The organism is Klebsiella sp. Shm-1, from assembly GCF_040804525.1.
GTDB lineage: Bacteria > Pseudomonadota > Gammaproteobacteria > Enterobacterales > Enterobacteriaceae > Klebsiella > Klebsiella pneumoniae.
On sequence record NZ_CP161823.1, the window covers coordinates 1,399,584 to 1,414,245 of the forward strand.

Here is a 14,662-nt window from a genome sequence, read left to right on the forward strand (position 1 = left end):
CTCAAATTACACCTGCACCAAAATGAGGATAATGGATATGCAACCGACCTACACTATTGGGGATTATCTGCTGGATCGCCTTGTCGACTGCGGTATTGACCGCTTGTTCGGCGTGCCGGGAGATTACAACTTACAGTTTCTCGATCGCGTCATCGCGCACAGCGCCTTGGGGTGGGTCGGCTGCGCCAACGAGCTGAATGCGGCATATGCCGCTGACGGCTATGCGCGCATCAAAGGAGCCGGTGCGCTGCTGACCACTTACGGCGTCGGCGAATTGAGCGCGCTGAACGGCATTGCGGGTAGCTATGCGGAACATATTCCGGTATTGCATATCGTCGGTGCGCCCTCTACCGGCGCCCAGCAGCGCGGCGAACTGCTGCACCATACCCTCGGCGATGGCGATTTTCGCCATTTCGCCCGCATGAGCGAGCAGATCACCTGTAGCCAGGCGCTGCTGACCGCCGGCAACGCCTGCCATGAAATCGACCGTGTGCTGCGCGATATGTTGACGCATCATCGCCCCGGCTATTTGATGCTGCCAGCCGATGTCGCCAGAGCGGCAGCGATTGCCCCAGCCCAGCGCTTGCTGGTGGAGCCCGCTCCGGCGGATGAAAACCAGCTTGCCGGGTTCTGCGAACAAGCCAGCCGCCTGCTGCGGGGCAGCCGACGCATTTCCCTGCTGGCGGACTTCCTGGCGCAACGTTATGGCCTGCAGAAGACGCTCCGGGAGTGGGTGGCGAAAACGCCTGTCGCCCATGCGACGATGCTCATGGGCAAGGGATTGTTTGATGAGCAGCAGAGCGGGTTTGTCGGCACCTACAGCGGGATTGCCAGCGCGCCGCAGACCCGGGAGGCGATTGAAAACGCCGACACCATCATCTGCATTGGCACGCGCTTCACCGACACCATCACCGCAGGATTTACCCAACATCTGGCGCGGGAAAAGACTATTGAGATCCAGCCCTTCGCCGTCAGGGTGGGCGATCACTGGTTCAGCGGGGTGCCGATGGATAAGGCTTTGGCCGCGCTGATGACGCTTTCCGCCCCGCTGGCGGCGGAGTGGGCTACGCCTCAGGTCGTGGCGCCGGAGGCTGAGGAGGGCGCTGAAGGCGAGTTGACCCAGAAAAATTTCTGGGCGACGGTGCAGGGCGCCCTGCGTCCGGGGGATATTATTCTCGCCGATCAGGGGACGGCCGCCTTTGGTATTGCGGCGCTGAAGCTGCCCTCTGAAGCATCGCTGATCGTCCAGCCGCTGTGGGGCTCGATTGGTTTTACTCTCCCGGCCGCCTATGGCGCACAAACCGCGGCGGCGGAGCGGCGGGTGGTGCTAATTGTCGGCGATGGCGCGGCCCAACTGACCATTCAGGAGATGGGCTCCATGCTGCGTGATAAGCAAAAGCCGCTTATTCTGCTGCTGAATAACGAAGGGTATACCGTGGAACGGGCGATTCATGGTCCAGAGCAGCGCTACAATGACATCGCTCTGTGGGACTGGCAGCGGCTGCCGGAAGCCTTCGCCCCTGACGTTGCTTCGTGCTGCCGGCGGGTCACTCAGACGTCTGAACTGCGGGAGGCGATGACGGAGAGCATCACCTCCGATACCCTCACCCTGGTAGAAGTGATGCTGCCGAAAATGGATATCCCCGATTTCCTGCGCGCGGTGACGCAGGCCCTTGAGGAGCGAAACAGCCGCGTTTAATCGGTATCCCGTTTGGCAATCATCAACGGTCTCCCGGCCAGCAGCAGCCAGGCCGGGAGCATCACCATACACAACAGCGGCAGCAAAGTCGTATCCGGGACCACCACGGCGGCCATAAACAGGCTCAACCAGCCGTCGCGAGTGACGACCAGCACCATGCCGAGGATCGCGCAGGAAACGGTGATTGCCGCCGGCACCGCGTCAACATGAGCATGCAGCATCAGCCCCAGCGCTACCCCGACGAACACCGCCGGGAAAATTCGCCCGCCGCGAAAGCCGCTGGCTGAGGCAAGAACCAGGGCCGCCAGTTTGACCAGCGCGATAAGCAGAAAATCCGCGGCGGTTAGCGTCTGGCTGAAGGCCAGCTGCTGCATCTCATCCAGCCCTTTAAATAGCGTTAAGGGCCCGCCTATCGTCCCCACGATCCCCAGCAGCAGCCCGCCGATGCCGAGGGTCAGGATTGGATTTTTCAACCGATGCATCAGGGCATGCAGTCGCGGCAGACACCAGACGGCCACCATGCCGACGGCGATAGCGATCAGGGCGACGATAATGCCGCTGAGAATATCAACGAAGCGCATCTGACCATAGTGCGGGATCGGCAGCGAAAAATGGGGATGGAAAAACAGACCCGTCGTCAACGCGCCGGCGGCGGCGGCGAGGAGGGGAGCAAAGAGGCGATCCCACAGTGGCGTATCGTTGCTGCTATTGAGGGTTTGCGAAAAAATCAGCGCGGCGGCAACCGGGGTACCGAAGAGGGCGCCGATGGTGCCTGAGGCCGCGAGGATGGTCCAGTCCAGCGAGCTGACGCGCGGAAACAGTCGGGAGCCGACGGCGACAGCCAGCGCGATATTCACCACCATAATCGGATGCTCCGGGCCGAGGCTGACGCCGCCGGCGAGGCCGAGGATCAGCGCGGCGAGGAGTCCGGGCAGCGCGCCGGTGGCAATGGGAGCGCCGATTAACGACTCGGTCGCTGGATCCGGCCCGGCGTGCCCGGGGCTGTAACGAATGACCAGACCCACCGCGATCCCTGTCGCCGTCAGCATGGCGATGATCCACAGCGGGCTGTCGGCGCTCACCCCCAACTGCGCGGGCAAATTGCTCCACAGCACGCGCTGCAGCAGCGCGGCAACCTTCATCGCCACGATCAGGATCAGGCTGCAGGCGATACCTATCAGGATGGCCGGCACCGACAGGATCAGCATTGTTCTGGCGCGAGGATGGAGCATGGAAATGTCCTTGTAAAAGTGCTGGAGCACTACTTTGCCTTCGTCAGCGGAGACCGTCGATGCAAATGGTGCTGAAACGATAAAGTTAAGGTGACATCTGATATCCGGCGCGTCCTTTACAGGCTACCTTGCATAGATTACAAACTAAATGTGACCTGTGTCGCTAAACAAGGGGCGTCTGCGCGTTGGACGTTGTTGTTAAGCCGCCATGAATTTACAGTGTGCCAAAAGATTTATTTTGACTTTAGCGGAGCCGTAACGGAATGACAAAATTTGCTTTAGTAGGAGATGTCGGGGGGACCAACGCCCGCCTGGCGCTATGTGATCTGGCGAGTGGAGAGATCTCTCGCGCAAAGACCTATTCCGGGCTCGATTACCCCAGTCTGGAGGCAGTGGTGCGCGTCTACCTCGAGGAGCACCAGGTAACGGTCAACGAAGGTTGTATCGCCATCGCATGCCCGATTACCGGCGACTGGGTGGCGATGACCAACCATACCTGGGCTTTCTCTATCGCCGAAATGAAGCGTAACCTCGGCTTTGCCCATCTGGAGATAATTAACGATTTTACCGCTGTTTCAATGGCCATTCCGATGCTGAAAGCTGAGCACCTTATTCAGTTTGGCGGCAGTGCGCCGGTAGCGGGCAAACCGATCGTCGTTTATGGCGCCGGGACCGGGCTCGGCGTGGCGCATCTGGTCCACGTTGATAAGCGTTGGGTCAGCCTGCCGGGCGAAGGCGGTCATGTTGATTTTGCCCCGAACAGCGAAGAAGAAGGGATCATTCTGGAAGAGCTACGCGCCGAGCTGGGGCATGTTTCCGCAGAACGCGTGCTCTCAGGTCCCGGGCTGGTCAACCTGTATCGCGCGATTGTCAAATCGGACGGCCGACTGCCGGAGAACCTGCAGCCGCGTGAGGTGACCGAGCGAGCGCTGGCGGACAGCTGCACCGACTGTCGTCGGGCGCTGTCGCTGTTCTGCGTCATTATGGGACGCTTCGGCGGTAACCTGGCGCTGACCCTCGGGACGTTTGGCGGGGTGTATATCGCCGGCGGCATCGTGCCGCGCTTCCTGGAGTTCTTTAAAGCCTCTGGTTTCCGCGGCGGTTTTGAAGACAAAGGCCGTTTTAAAGCTTATGTTCAGGATATCCCGGTTTACCTGATCGTGCATGATAACCCAGGCCTGCTGGGCTCCGGCGCGCATCTGCGTCAGACGCTGGGCCAGGTGCTTTAAGCATTCTTCTCCCGGGCTACCGTCGTAGCCCGGATGGCGGTGCTTTCCGCTCTCTACAGATTCATCAGCTGGCGAAACTCTTTCACTTTACTGCGACTGACCGGAACCTGAAACTCCAGGTCACGCAGGCGCAGCACATAGGTGTTGTTGAACCACGGCTCAATTTCCCGAATTTTGCTGAGATTTACGCAATACGAGCGGTGGCAGCGGAAGAAATGCGCGGTGGGCAGTTTGCTGCAGAATTCAGTAATGTTCATCGGCATGACGAATGACTCCCGGCGGGTATAGACGAATGTCATCTTTTCATGCGCCTCGGCATAATAAATATCATGAATACTGGTGACGATGATCCGCTCATCTTTGATCAGATTGATGGTGTCGTTTTCCCGTGGCGCCGCGCTGGCTAATCCTGAAGCAGCGTTATTTTGCTGCTGCCAGGCGGTGGTCAGCTTTTGCAGCATATTGATGATGCGCGATTCCTGGTAGGGTTTCAGGATGTAGTCAAAGGCTTCCAGCTCAAAGGCTTCCACCGCATGTTCTTTCCACGCGGTGATAAAGACGATAAAAGGTTTATGGGCAAACTGGCTGATGTTTTGCGCCAGCAGAACCCCGTCGAGCGACGGAATATTGATATCGAGAAAGATGGCGTCGACCTTGTTGTGCTGGAGAAATTTCAGCACGTCCAGGCCGTCGTCAAAGCTGCCGACGATCTCCATCTGGCTATGGGTGTTAATAAGCCAGGAGAGCTCCTGCTGGGCCAGAAACTCATCCTCCACAATGATAACTTTCATCTTTTCTCCGCTCATGACAACAGCGACTCCGTCAGCGCCTGCGGCGTAGAGTTATTGGGGACATAAAAGGCAATTTCGGTTCCCGGCGTCAGATTGCGGATATGCAAACCCTGGCCGTAGAGAAGTTTCACCCGATGATGCACATTGAGCAGGCCGATTTTGTTACCCGGCATCTCATCGGCTTCCACGCGGGCGACCACGGCGGGATCGATACCGTTGCCCGTATCGCGAACGCTGATGCGTACCCGATTGCCGCACTCGTTAATGCCGATCGTCACCACGCCTTTGCCTTTACAGGGTTGAATACCGTGAACGATGGCATTTTCCACCAGCGGCTGGATAAGCAGGCTCGGGATCACGCAGCTGACGTCGTCGTCAATATCGTAGATGACCGTCAGCTTGTCGCCGAATCGCGCCTGTTCAATAGCGATATAATCTTTGATCTGATACAGCTCTCGTTTGATATCAATCTGCTCATCGTCTTTTAATTCGATGTTATAGCGCAGGTAGCGCGACAGATTAAAAATGAGCTGGCGCGCGGTGTCTGGATTAAGGCGAATCGAGGAGGAGATCGCGTTCAGCGCATTAAATAAAAAATGCGGGTTAATTTTGCTTTGCAGGGCGCGCAGCTCCGCTTTGTTGGCCATCTCCCGCAGCTGTTCGGCGCGGGAGACTTCCAGCTGGGTGGAGATTATTTGCGACAGGCCAATCGCCATCTCCTGCAGCGTCGAAGTGATGCGATGGGCGTGGCAGTAATAGATTTTTAGCGTGCCGGTCACCACCCCTTTTTCCCACAGCGGGATCACCATCAAGGAGTGGATCTCCGGGGTGCGGTGGGCTTCGTCATTGTTTTTTATGATGATTTTCCCATAACGAATCGCCTGCCGGGTGGTGGGGCTAATCATATCGTCGTGGCGTTGATAGTTGGCTTCACCGACGCCCACGTAGGCCAGCACGTGCTCGGTATTGGTGATCGCCACCGCGTCGGCAGTAATGTCGCGGCGGATAATCTCGCAAACCTGGCGCAGAGAATCGCTGTTAACGTGTCGAAAGAGCGGCAGGGTTTTGTTGGCGATATCGAGCGCCAGTTTCGCCTGCCGCGCCGCGCTGGCCTCCTTTTCCCCTTCAACGCTCTGCACCAGCAGCACGATAAAGCCGATGCAGACGCTGCCGAGGATCATCGGAATACCAATTTTCGAAACAATATCTACGCCGAGACTCAGGGAAGGCGCCCAGACCACCACCAGGATCATGGTCAGAGTTTCACACATCATCCCCGCCAGAATGCCGATTTTCCACCGTTGTTCGCGGGCCACTTTACGATTAATCAACCCCGACAGCAGGCCGGCGACAATGCTGGTGATAAAGCAGGGCACCGCGGTCACGCCGTCGATATCAATCAAATAGCGGTGCACGCCGGCAATCGCCCCGACAATCGCGCCCACCCAGGGACCAAACAGGATCCCACCGGACATCACGGCGATAATGCGGACGTTCACCAGGGACCCCTCAACCGGGACGCCGGACCAGGTACTAAATAGCGCGAACAGCGAGAAAATGGCTGTCACCGCCAGCAGCTCTTTCGGAGTATGGGCCGACTTATGCAACAGTTCGCGGAACAGGCGCAGGCGAATAAGGAAAAAGAGGCAAATAAGCATCAGGGCCGCACGATCATAGACCGCCAGCATCATAGTAAAGATTTCGTGCATTGGTGCGCCGCGTCAGTGGCCAGAAAGGGACATGATAAAAAACCTGACGGCAGAAGACCAGCCGTGGAACCATAAAGCGGAAAAGTCGCACTTTTTAAAGGGGATTAATTAAAAAGCATCGCGATAGCGGCGGTCTTCGCCATTAACGATAATATTCTGTGTTAAGAAAGATATCAGTGTGTTACCACCTTTATACAACCCGGGATTATTCCGCCAATGAACTGCCGCATTTAGCGCAGTCGATACCCGTTTTATATGCCAGGGAATATTTTTTAACGGGCCTCTCGACAACATGAATTTTTTCAGGTTATTTTCTAAACGAGCCGCAACAGCGGCAGCGTCGCTCGGACGGTCCGGGCGCTAACGTTAATTAGAGGAACCTATGGCTGAATCCAGTCCTGAACGCCGTTTTACGCGTATCGATCGTCTCCCTCCGTACGTTTTTAACATTACTGCTGAACTGAAAATGGCTGCGCGTCGGCGCGGCGAAGATATTATCGATTTCAGTATGGGTAATCCCGATGGCGCGACGCCGCCGCATATCGTGGAAAAACTCTGCACCGTTGCTCAACGGCCTGACACCCATGGTTACTCTACCTCGCGGGGGATCCCGCGCCTGCGTCGCGCCATTTCACGCTGGTATGAAGAACGCTATAACGTCGATATCGATCCGGAATCGGAAGCGATCGTCACCATTGGTTCGAAAGAGGGGCTGGCGCACCTGATGCTGGCGACGCTGGATCATGGCGACACCGTACTGGTGCCGAACCCCAGCTATCCGATTCATATCTATGGTGCGGTAATCGCCGGGGCGCAGGTGCGCTCAGTGCCGCTGGTGGAAGGGGTGGATTTCTTTAACGAGCTGGAACGCGCCATCCGCGAGAGCTATCCGAAGCCGAAGATGATGATCCTTGGCTTTCCCTCAAATCCGACCGCGCAGTGCGTCGAACTGGATTTCTTTGAAAAGGTTGTCGCTCTGGCGAAGCAGTATGACATTCTGGTCGTCCACGATCTGGCCTATGCCGATATCGTGTATGACGGCTGGAAAGCGCCCTCCATCATGCAGGTGCCCGGCGCGCGAGATGTCGCCGTCGAGTTCTTTACCCTGTCGAAAAGCTATAACATGGCCGGCTGGCGCATTGGCTTTATGGTGGGTAATAAGACTTTGGTGAATGCCCTCGCTCGTATCAAAAGCTATCATGACTACGGGACTTTTACTCCGCTGCAGGTGGCGGCGATAGCTGCGCTGGAGGGCGATCAGCAGTGCGTGCGCGATATTGCCGAACAGTATAAGCGCCGTCGCGATGTGCTGGTCAAAGGGCTTCATGAGGCCGGCTGGATGGTGGAGTGTCCGAAAGCGTCTATGTACGTGTGGGCGAAAATACCGGAACCTTACGCCGCCATGGGGTCGCTGGAGTTTGCGAAAAAGCTGCTTAATGAAGCGAAGGTTTGCGTCTCGCCGGGGATTGGCTTTGGCGACTATGGTGATACCCACGTCCGCTTCGCCCTGATCGAGAACCGGGACCGTACGCGCCAGGCGATCCGCGGTATCAAGGCGATGTTCCGCGCGGATGGTCTGCTGGCCTCCGCGAGCTAGCGCTGCGGGCAGCACGGCAAAATAAAAACGGGAGCATGAAGGCTCCCGTTTTTTTTGACACCGCTGCAGTCTAGATCATCAGGGCAAAAGTACCGGCCCAAACGATGACCATAAAAGAGAGGCCCATAAAGAAGTATTTCACGACTCATCACTCCACGCGCTTGTGCGACGTTCAAATGAATTAATTGTTCTGTTTTTCAAGGGCTGTCGCCAGTGTAACTTCACCCTGCAGCAGCCCGTAATTCTGTGCGTTTAGTGCTCCAGATGGCGCTAATGTACGCCTAAAAAATCAGGGAAACAAGAGGCATTTTTTTATTAATTTTTAGTTACTTACGAGTGTCGTGATTCGGCGACACATTAATTTCACAGGGTAATAAATTTAGCGCCAGCGACGCGAAGGAAACGGGTTTTAGCGATGGGGCGGGCGGAGAAGGCCAACGAGAGCGCGCGGCATTATCTTTGCCACGCGCCGCCGTCGGTTCAGGGCAGGTCTGAGGCGCGCTGTCGCCACTCGGCCGGGTAGTGTGCCGGGATAAAGCGCAGCGTCAGCGCCATGAGTAGCAGGACGCAGATCGCATGCCAGGACCAGTCAAGCGTGTAGTTCCCGCTCAGGCTACGCAGCAGGCCTGAAAGCCAGGGCGACAGACCGGCGATGATAAATCCGATCCCCTGCATAAAGGCTACCAGCCTGCCGGCCACCGCCGGTTGTCCGGCGTGATCCAGCGCCAGCACCAGGCACAGAGGAAACGCGCCGCCCAATCCCACGCCGCAGGCAATGGCCCAGAGCGCAGAGAAATGCTCTGGCAGCCAGATAAAGCCGCAGAAGCCAATCAGCTGTAGCGCCAGCGCTAGCAGAAGAAGCTGGCGCCGATCCTCCTGGCGAGCCAGCGCCGGGAGCAGCAGCGCGCCGGCGGTTTGCCCGACGGTCAGCAGCGCCAGCAGCGAACCGCTGTACTGGGCGCTGTCGCCTAGCTGGATGTAGTAAGGAGGCAGCCAGGCGATCAGGCTGGCGTAACCGGCATTGATCAGTCCGAAATAGAGTCCCAGCGTCCAGGCGCGGCGCTGGCCAATAATCGCGACCCGGGGGGAAGCGCTGGTCTGATGCGGTGCGCGAGGCAAATGCCGACAAATCGCCAGCCAGCTGAGCAGAGCCAGGAGCGCAGGGAGCGCCCACCAGGCTAGCGCATCATGCCAGGCCGCGCTATGTGACGCCAGCCATGGGGTGAACGCGGCGCCTAACCCGCCGCCGCCCATCAGCGCCGCTGACCATAGTCCCATCACCAGCGGCGTCCGTCGGGGAAAGAGGTGCTTAATTACCGCCGGGATGGCGGCCTGAATAATGCCGATGCCAATTCCTCCGGCCAGAGCGCTGGTGAGCAGTAAGCCACTATTCGGGGCGATTTCCCGCAGCAGGGCGCCTGCCGCGATAATCAGCAGGCTCAGCGCAATACTGCGCTTTTGACCGATATAGCGATCGACCCAGCCAGCGGCCAGCGCCAGCACCCCCATCGCGATCACCGGCAGCGCGGTCAGGAGTGCGGCCAGGGTATAGCTCATGCCGCTGGCTGCGCGGATGTCCGGCAGCAAAGGACCAATGGAGGTAAGCAGCGGCCGCATATTGATCCCAGTCAGTACCAGGACTGCCAGCGTCAGGTTCTGTCGCAGCGCTGGTGTCATGACTGCCGTTCCGCCCAGCGCTGATAAAGTTCAGTTCCCTCCGGCTGCGGGCGATGATGGATCGGCAGCGTTTGCTGGGCCAGCGGCTGCTGCAGCTGCTGATAAATCGCGGCGGTCGAGAGCTGAAAAGGCTCCCCGTCCTGATTGCTATTGGCGAAAAACACTTCCCGCACGCCGGTTAAATAGAGCGCGCTCAGGCACATAGGGCAAGGTTGTCCGCTGGCATAGATGACGCATTCGCGCAACACCGCGCTTCCCAGTCTGGTGGCAAGATCGCGAACGGCGTTCAGTTCGGCATGCGCCGTTGGGTCACCGCTCAGATGAAAGGTATTGACGCTTTCAGCGACAATCTCATCATTCCGCACCAGCACGGCGCCGAAGGGGCGCCCACCGTCAGCAATGTTTTGTTTTGCCAGCACTAATGCGCGCTGAAGATAACGATCGTGAGCGGACATAGTCACTCCTGCATAAAACGATGTTAAAGGTGAAATATGTTGAGGGTCGTGCGAAGAGGGTACGTCTCTTGTTTCATAAGTTAAAAGACTTATTTATGATAATGCCTATTGGAATTTCTTATAGGTGGGCCGATGCTTCTGCGCCAACTTTCCTACTTTATCGCTGTGGCTGAACATTGTGGCTTTTCCCGCGCCGCCGCGGCGCTGCATGTCTCCCAGCCTGCGCTGTCACAGCAGATACGCCAGCTGGAAGCGATGCTGGAGGTTCAGCTTTTCGACCGCTCTGGCCGACGTATTCGCCTGACCGATGCTGGAGAGATCTGGCTGGAGTATGCCCGTCGCGCGTTACGCGAGCTTGAGGAAGGTCGGCGCGCCTTGCATGACGCAGAAGATCTCCAGCACGGTAAACTCCGCATTGCTATGACGCCAACTTTCACTACCTATATGCTGGGCCCGCTGATGGAGGCGTACTACCGACGCTACCCTGGAGTAAAAGTGCTTATCCAGGAGATGAACCAGGAGCGGATGGAGGCGATGCTGCTGGAGGATGAACTGGATGTGGGGATTGCCTTTGACGATTGCCGGTCACAGGAAATTGTGGTTCAGCCGCTGCTGACGGAAACGCTTGCGCTGGTGGTGAGCCGTGCGCATCCGCTGGCAGGAGAGCGCGACTTGCAACTGCAGGCTCTCGACGCCCAGCCGCTAATTTTACTGAGCAGCGAGTTTGCTACCCGCGAGCAGATTGATCGTTATTGCCGCCTTCATCGGCTCGAACCAGACGTGCGGATGGAGGCCAACTCCATCGGGGCCGTTCTGTCGGTTATTCGAAGCACAACGTTAGCAACGCTGCTGCCGGCGGCGATCGCCGGGCAGTTTGATGATGTGGTGGCGATTGAGCTAAGACCTGCGCTGCTGCAGCGCACGGCCTGTTTATTGCAGCGGCAGGGCGCCTGGCAGAGCGCCGCAGCGCGCGAATTCATCACCCTGGCCCGAGAGAACGCGATAACGATTGAGCAGGAAAACCGCCAGTCCCTTGCCTGAAGGACTACGTTACTCGCCGGCGAACTGCGACTCACGGCTGGCTTCGCTGCCGATATCGCCTTCATCGGGCTGGGCATTCTCTATAAGCATGCCTTCTTCCTTAAGCCTTTCCAGCACGTGATGAAAGAGCTGAGTCTTGTCTGGCTCAGCCATACTCTGCAACTTCTCATTAAATACAGTATGGGACTGAACAAGATAATGGATAAATTCCAGCAATACCTCACTTTGCGGCAGGACGGTTAATTCCTGCTGGATGTAACGGGTTTGATCCAGTAGCGGATTTTTCGTCACGTCCATAGGCCGGGCGCTAATACTGTGGGCGTATATTTTCTCAATGGCCTGGCTGGTGATATAGATGCGGTTCAATGATATCGAGGGGCGTTCGTCTTCCTCTGGAATGAAATGACAATAAACAAATGGTTTATCCGGCAGCATCATGCTGAGGCGGTTTTCGAAAAGAATATCATCTGGCGCCTCCAGCAGCGCCATTAGGTTCCGACAGTGTGGATGCCAGAGCCCTGAAGCAAATACCTTTACGTTGAACTGGGTTACCGTATTTCCGCGCAGGGTTTCCATCGTCGGAATATCGCCTTCAAGCCGCAGAATACTGCGGATATGGGAGTGATGCGACCAGACTGTTTCTCCTGCCTCGACTGAGGTAAATGGATTAAACGCGCTGGTTACTTCTTTTTCCTGATGGGAGAGGACGGCGATTTTTAATATTCCCGGCGTTGGGTTAAGCTTAAGACATAGATTGATTGCGCCTATATCATGCCAGTGAAGAATGTCTTCCAGTTCGCAGTTTAATAATTTTTGCGCCCGCGCCAGAGAGCAATACTCCATTGGCGGTAAATTATTTAGCTTCCAGATATTCCGTTCTGTAATATTCATAAGAATTGTATGTCGATGAAAAAATAAATCGCCATGGTGAGCAAAAGCATCAATGACAATGATTTATTTTTTTCTGCTGACTTCCTTTATCTGATTAACAAAATCCATTCACATTGAGAATAATATATCGATAAATTGGCTGTTTTTATTGTTTTGCTGCCGCATATTTACTCTTTCCCGTTATCTTATCATCTCTTATTCGTAGAGAAAAATAGTTTGCTGAATATAAGCGCTTCTTCCTGTTTAGCAGCAATATTTAAGGTGAGTATGAGCGGAGCACGAAAAAAGGGACGGTTAATTTGGCAAACTTTGTGGTCGGCAGGAAGTATCAAACAGACGCCTGCGGCGCCTGTCGAAGCTACCTGTAGTTATTGCGGCATAGACAGGAAGCGGTCACCCGGTTGCGCGATGGCATACCAGGCCATCATTTCGGCAGTGCCTGGCTGGCCTTCAGCAGGCGCCCAGGCCATAGTGTCCATTTCGGCAAGCGGTTGATAAGCACCTTGCTTAACTTCAAAAACCATCCCGCCAGCGTCGAGTGAGAGCACCGTATGCCAGGTACCGGCTTCCATTTCCAGCGCCGTGCAGGTTTCACCCAGCACCACCCGGCGGGTAACCACGCCGTGGTCATCAAAATTCAGTACCACAAATCGGCCTTTCAGCGGCAGTAAAAGTTCGAAGGTATGTCTGTGCCGGTGGGGGCGGATATAGGTGCCGGGTTCCATGGCGATGGCCAGACGCTGTATCGGGTCGCTTAGTTCAGGATGAAAATTGCGATGGGCACGCAGGCGCGGAGCACTGGCTGCCGCTTCGCTCTGCTGCTGCATATCGCTGAGGGTGATCTGTTTCATATCAACGCCTGGCTCCTGTATCGTCCAGAGAAGGTTGTAAAAGGTCGCGGCTAGTGACTGAAAAAGTCAGAAGGTATTGTACGCAGAAATGCGCGTTGCTGTCGGTTTATTGTGTGCGTGATTGACAAAGACACGTTCCTTTCTGGCAGGACTAACCATACTGAAATCGTTGGCTAATTATGATTACGAGAAGAATACGTTCTGGCTGGCGTTTAGGTCATCGTGGTGAATGGCGGGCAACTTTTATATGGTGTCCCCTGCAGGAATCGAACCTGCAACTAGCCCTTAGGAGGGGCTCGTTATATCCATTTAACTAAGGGGACAAGGCGGCATGAGTATAGCGTTTTTTGCCCGCCTGAGTAAGAGCCATACCGTCTGACTGCTTAAACCCTCGCCACTCAGGGCGCTTTTTTTATGTCCGGTCGGCCTTTTTCCCTTTCTCCGCCGCCTGGGCGCGGGCTTCCGCTTTTCGCTTGCTGCTCATATCGTTACGGATCTGCGCATGGCTCAGCAGTGCGAAGATGAAGGTCCCGCCACAGATATTTCCCGCCAGGGTCGGCAGGGCGAACGGCCAGATAAAGTCGCTCCAGGGCAGATTTCCATTAAACACCAGATAAAGGATCTCGACCGAGCCCACTACAATATGGGTGGTATCCGCCAGGGCGATAAGCCAGGTCATGAGAATAATCACCACGATTTTGGCGGCGCCGGCGACAGGAAACATCCAGACCATGGTGGCGACCAGCCAGCCGGAAATAATCGCATTAGCGAACATCTCTGTCGGACTGTTCTTCATTACGTCTTCGGCGATGCTGACAAAGGCCTGACGGGTTGGCTCATCAAAAATAGGCATATAATTGAAGGCCCATGCGGCCACCGCGGTACCGATGAGATTGCCCGCCAGCACCACCGACCATAGCCGCATCAGCAAACCGACGTTACCGAGGGTGGGATTATGCATCACCGGCAGAACGGCGGTGACCGTATTTTCAGTGAACAGCTGCTGGCGGGCCATAATTACGATAATAAAGCCGAAGGTGTAGCCGAGGTTTTCCAGCAAAAAACCGCCCGGGATCCCCTCCAGTTTGACGTGAAAAATTCCCTTCGCCAGCAAGGAGGCCCCCATCGACAGGCCGGCCGCAATCGCTGACCATAGCAGGGCCAGCGCATCGCGCTCCATCTCTTTTTCCCCTTCCTGGCGAATATGTTCATGGATCGCCATCGCCCGCGAGGGAAGGCGATCTTCATTTACTTCGATCTCTTCACCACGCTGATTTTCCTCACTTTCCACTTCTCTTTCGTCATCCTCTGCCTTTAATTTGTTATTGTCTAGTTCATCCATTTCGTGGCCCTCGCTATCAATCTGTATAGTTATAGCGTAGCGGCTTTCCCTGCCGTCTGGCTGGGCATACTCTGAAATCGCAAAAATGGTAACGTCAGATTTTTGTCGCTCCGGTAGAATAGGAGCCCCGCGATTTCGTTATTCCCAG

At 56.2% G+C, this 14,662-nt stretch carries 15 protein-coding genes and 1 tRNA gene; 5 read left to right on the forward strand and 11 right to left on the reverse strand.

All coding sequences use genetic code 11. The features are described from left to right. Positions 1-37: 37 nt before the first annotated feature. The gene (locus tag AB1E37_RS06875) at positions 38-1,699 is read left to right on the forward strand and encodes an alpha-keto acid decarboxylase family protein (protein WP_032447825.1); all 1,662 of its coding nucleotides are present in this window, start codon (positions 38-40) and stop codon (positions 1,697-1,699) included. Here AB1E37_RS06875 and AB1E37_RS06880 read toward each other — a convergent pair. Beyond that, positions 1,696-2,931: an ion channel protein gene (locus tag AB1E37_RS06880; protein WP_032420327.1), complete on the reverse strand. Its 1,236-nt coding sequence runs from the start codon at positions 2,929-2,931 to the stop codon at positions 1,696-1,698. The genes AB1E37_RS06875 and AB1E37_RS06880 overlap by 4 nt on opposite strands. Positions 2,932-3,194: 263 nt before the next feature. On the opposite strand from AB1E37_RS06880, the gene glk reads away from it, so the two are divergent. Then, the gene (gene glk, locus AB1E37_RS06885) at positions 3,195-4,160 is read left to right on the forward strand and encodes a glucokinase (protein ID WP_032447823.1); all 966 of its coding nucleotides are present in this window, start codon (positions 3,195-3,197) and stop codon (positions 4,158-4,160) included. 53 nt (positions 4,161-4,213) lie between these two features. Here glk and AB1E37_RS06890 read toward each other — a convergent pair whose 3' ends face one another. Together AB1E37_RS06890 and AB1E37_RS06895 are read right to left on the reverse strand one after the other, a co-directional pair. Beyond that, the gene (locus AB1E37_RS06890; protein ID WP_002913374.1) at positions 4,214-4,951 is read right to left on the reverse strand and encodes a LytTR family DNA-binding domain-containing protein; all 738 of its coding nucleotides are present in this window, start codon (positions 4,949-4,951) and stop codon (positions 4,214-4,216) included. A gap of 11 nt (positions 4,952-4,962) precedes the next feature. Further along, positions 4,963-6,660, reverse strand: coding sequence for a sensor histidine kinase (locus tag AB1E37_RS06895; RefSeq protein WP_032447821.1), 1,698 nt, complete (start codon positions 6,658-6,660; stop codon positions 4,963-4,965). On the opposite strand from AB1E37_RS06895, the gene AB1E37_RS06900 reads away from it, so the two are divergent. Next, positions 6,659-6,772, forward strand: a complete 114-nt coding sequence (locus tag AB1E37_RS06900; RefSeq protein ID WP_004153200.1) for a hypothetical protein — start codon at positions 6,659-6,661, stop codon at positions 6,770-6,772. The genes AB1E37_RS06895 and AB1E37_RS06900 overlap by 2 nt on opposite strands. On the opposite strand, the gene AB1E37_RS06905 is transcribed toward AB1E37_RS06900, so the two are convergent. After that, positions 6,769-6,954, reverse strand: coding sequence for a hypothetical protein (locus tag AB1E37_RS06905; protein WP_004145585.1), 186 nt, complete (start codon positions 6,952-6,954; stop codon positions 6,769-6,771). The genes AB1E37_RS06900 and AB1E37_RS06905 overlap by 4 nt on opposite strands. 88 nt (positions 6,955-7,042) lie before the next feature. On the opposite strand from AB1E37_RS06905, the gene alaC reads away from it, so the two are divergent. Further along, positions 7,043-8,257, forward strand: coding sequence for an alanine transaminase (alaC, locus tag AB1E37_RS06910; protein WP_002913372.1), 1,215 nt, complete (start codon positions 7,043-7,045; stop codon positions 8,255-8,257). Between the two features lie 70 nt (positions 8,258-8,327). On the opposite strand, the gene ypdK is transcribed toward alaC, so the two are convergent. From ypdK to AB1E37_RS06925, 3 genes are all read right to left on the reverse strand, one after another. Further along, complete coding sequence (ypdK, locus tag AB1E37_RS06915) at positions 8,328-8,399, reverse strand: membrane protein YpdK (RefSeq protein WP_099119320.1); 72 nt, start codon at positions 8,397-8,399, stop codon at positions 8,328-8,330. Positions 8,400-8,737: 338 nt separating this feature from the next. Next, the gene (locus AB1E37_RS06920; RefSeq protein ID WP_004174937.1) at positions 8,738-9,934 is read right to left on the reverse strand and encodes a cyanate transporter; all 1,197 of its coding nucleotides are present in this window, start codon (positions 9,932-9,934) and stop codon (positions 8,738-8,740) included. After that, positions 9,931-10,389, reverse strand: coding sequence for a nucleoside deaminase (locus tag AB1E37_RS06925; protein WP_004899702.1), 459 nt, complete (start codon positions 10,387-10,389; stop codon positions 9,931-9,933). Before AB1E37_RS06925 ends, AB1E37_RS06920 begins: the two co-directional genes overlap by 4 nt. Before the next feature lie 132 nt (positions 10,390-10,521). On the opposite strand from AB1E37_RS06925, the gene cynR reads away from it, so the two are divergent. Next, positions 10,522-11,430, forward strand: coding sequence for a transcriptional regulator CynR (cynR, locus tag AB1E37_RS06930; protein WP_002913369.1), 909 nt, complete (start codon positions 10,522-10,524; stop codon positions 11,428-11,430). Positions 11,431-11,439: 9 nt separating this feature from the next. Here cynR and AB1E37_RS06935 read toward each other — a convergent pair whose 3' ends face one another. The 4 genes from AB1E37_RS06935 to AB1E37_RS06950 form a co-directional block, all read right to left on the reverse strand. Beyond that, on the reverse strand, positions 11,440-12,321 hold the full coding sequence (locus tag AB1E37_RS06935; protein ID WP_029884305.1) for a hypothetical protein: 882 nt from the start codon (positions 12,319-12,321) through the stop codon (positions 11,440-11,442). A 368-nt stretch (positions 12,322-12,689) separates the two neighbouring features. Beyond that, on the reverse strand, positions 12,690-13,172 hold the full coding sequence (locus tag AB1E37_RS06940) for a WbuC family cupin fold metalloprotein (protein ID WP_002913367.1): 483 nt from the start codon (positions 13,170-13,172) through the stop codon (positions 12,690-12,692). A 248-nt stretch (positions 13,173-13,420) separates the two neighbouring features. Next, positions 13,421-13,495: transfer RNA gene (locus AB1E37_RS06945), tRNA-Arg, on the reverse strand. An 89-nt stretch (positions 13,496-13,584) separates the two neighbouring features. Then, entirely contained in the window at positions 13,585-14,514 is a 930-nt protein-coding gene (locus AB1E37_RS06950) for a formate/nitrite transporter family protein (RefSeq protein ID WP_004899603.1), read from the reverse strand. Positions 14,515-14,662: the final 148 nt, after the last annotated feature.

Coding starts and splice junctions, on each gene's coding strand:
- AB1E37_RS06920 (WP_004174937.1), bottom strand. CDS start 9,934: ATGACACCAGCGCTGCGACAGAACCTGACGCTGGCAGTCCTGGTACTG.
- AB1E37_RS06905 (WP_004145585.1), bottom strand. CDS start 6,954: ATGTTGTCGAGAGGCCCGTTAAAAAATATTCCCTGGCATATAAAACGG.
- AB1E37_RS06895 (WP_032447821.1), bottom strand. CDS start 6,660: ATGCACGAAATCTTTACTATGATGCTGGCGGTCTATGATCGTGCGGCC.
- alaC (WP_002913372.1), top strand. CDS start 7,043: ATGGCTGAATCCAGTCCTGAACGCCGTTTTACGCGTATCGATCGTCTC.
- AB1E37_RS06940 (WP_002913367.1), bottom strand. CDS start 13,172: ATGAAACAGATCACCCTCAGCGATATGCAGCAGCAGAGCGAAGCGGCA.
- glk (WP_032447823.1), top strand. CDS start 3,195: ATGACAAAATTTGCTTTAGTAGGAGATGTCGGGGGGACCAACGCCCGC.
- AB1E37_RS06950 (WP_004899603.1), bottom strand. CDS start 14,514: ATGGATGAACTAGACAATAACAAATTAAAGGCAGAGGATGACGAAAGA.
- AB1E37_RS06935 (WP_029884305.1), bottom strand. CDS start 12,321: ATGAATATTACAGAACGGAATATCTGGAAGCTAAATAATTTACCGCCA.
- AB1E37_RS06925 (WP_004899702.1), bottom strand. CDS start 10,389: ATGTCCGCTCACGATCGTTATCTTCAGCGCGCATTAGTGCTGGCAAAA.
- cynR (WP_002913369.1), top strand. CDS start 10,522: ATGCTTCTGCGCCAACTTTCCTACTTTATCGCTGTGGCTGAACATTGT.
- AB1E37_RS06880 (WP_032420327.1), bottom strand. CDS start 2,931: ATGCTCCATCCTCGCGCCAGAACAATGCTGATCCTGTCGGTGCCGGCC.
- AB1E37_RS06875 (WP_032447825.1), top strand. CDS start 38: ATGCAACCGACCTACACTATTGGGGATTATCTGCTGGATCGCCTTGTC.
- AB1E37_RS06890 (WP_002913374.1), bottom strand. CDS start 4,951: ATGAAAGTTATCATTGTGGAGGATGAGTTTCTGGCCCAGCAGGAGCTC.